We start from the raw sequence: 1560 nt of genomic DNA on the forward strand, positions 1-1560 counted from the left end.
AAACTGCAAAATTTTATATAGATAAAATTGATGAAAAAGCTTTAGATAAAGATGACTTTCCTTTTTATATTTATTTAAAAGCAAATATTTTTAATAACATTTCTTTAAAAAAACTCCTTGCTACTGAATACATATATGATAGAAATTACGGATATAAAACATTCGTAGAAATTTATAAAAAACTTTCTCAGAAAGAACTGCAAAAAGCTGTTGATATATTAATCTCAAAAAGAATGTATAAGAGGGCACTTGACATAATGCCTTTACTTAAATCTTCAAATAAAAATTTATACTACTATCTTTATTTAAATGTAAAAATTAAGGATATAAAAAGAGCAAAATACTACCTGTCTCAAATAAATCCTGATTCAAAATGGTATGCGGTCGGACTTTACATTTTAGGATACTATGCAAAAAGCTGGAAGGAAAGGAAATACTACTTTAAACAGCTTTTAAATACAAAAAACCATAAATACATAAAAAAATTAGGCACTGTTTTAATGAAAAAAGCTTTTCATTATAAAAAAAATGATTATTTTCTGTATTTCAAAAAATTTTTACCACTGTCAGAAGAGAAAGTATGGTACACATTTTTATACAAATATTTTTATAAAAATAAAAAGATAGCTTACAGATATTTACTGAAAAACAAGGATTTTATTAAAAACAAAAACAAACTTAACTACTGGCTTTACCTTTCATCTAAAAATAAGAAGTATCTTTATAAAGTAAGAAATTCAAAGAAAATGGACTTTTATAAAGTTATATCTGCAAATGTAATAAAAACCTATCCTCATAGAGTTTCCTTAAAGAAAAACAGGCTCATAGAAATTTTAAAGAAAAATGGAGATTTATACAAATGGGCATACCGAGAAGCTAATTATTTTTATAAAAAAACAGGAAATTTAGATTATCTAAAGCAAGTTATGCCGGAAGTTATAGTAAGAAGTTTAACTCCTGATGAAAGATATATTAAACCATTTGGCAGTTTGAATCCTTTAGTATATGCAATAATGAAGCAGGAAAGTCTTTTTTATTATAAAGCCATATCTTTTTCAAATGCAGTTGGTTTAATGCAGTTTGTACCAAAGACTGCCTACTGGACTGCACAAAAAAGAAAAGACAAATATTTTGACATAACTCATATGTTTAATCCTTACATTTCTATAGACTACGGCAGATGGTACTTGAAGTATTTATTGAATATGTTCAATGGAAATGTTTTTTATACTGTAGCTTCGTACAACGGCGGTGCAACTAACGTGAAAAAAACTTTAAAAAGGTTCAATCCTAAAAATATTGCAGAATTTGTTGAAACACATCCTTTTGACGAAACAAGAGATTATGTAAAAAAGGTTTATACTAATTATGTAATTTACAAAAAGCTAAGTGAGGATAAAGTTGTTTACAGGGCTCATTGAAGAAATTGGTCAGATAGAAAGCCTGCAGAAAAAATCTGACGGTATGCTTTTATACGTGAAAGCTAAAAAGATACTGGAAGATGCAAAACTTGGGGACAGCATAGCAGTAAACGGAGTTTGTTTAACTGTAGTTGACATA

At 27.2% G+C, this 1560-nt stretch carries 1 protein-coding gene and 1 pseudogene; both read left to right on the forward strand.

From position 1 onward, the window contains the following. On the forward strand, window positions 1-1421 hold a 1421-nt coding region (locus HG1285_RS18970), incomplete at its 5' end, for a lytic transglycosylase domain-containing protein (RefSeq protein WP_008289236.1). Continuing rightward, window positions 1402-1560 (forward strand): annotated as a pseudogene (locus HG1285_RS20685) (riboflavin synthase); the annotation flags it as partial. The gene HG1285_RS18970 and the pseudogene HG1285_RS20685, both read left to right, overlap by 20 nt.

This window comes from Hydrogenivirga sp. 128-5-R1-1, from assembly GCF_000171895.1.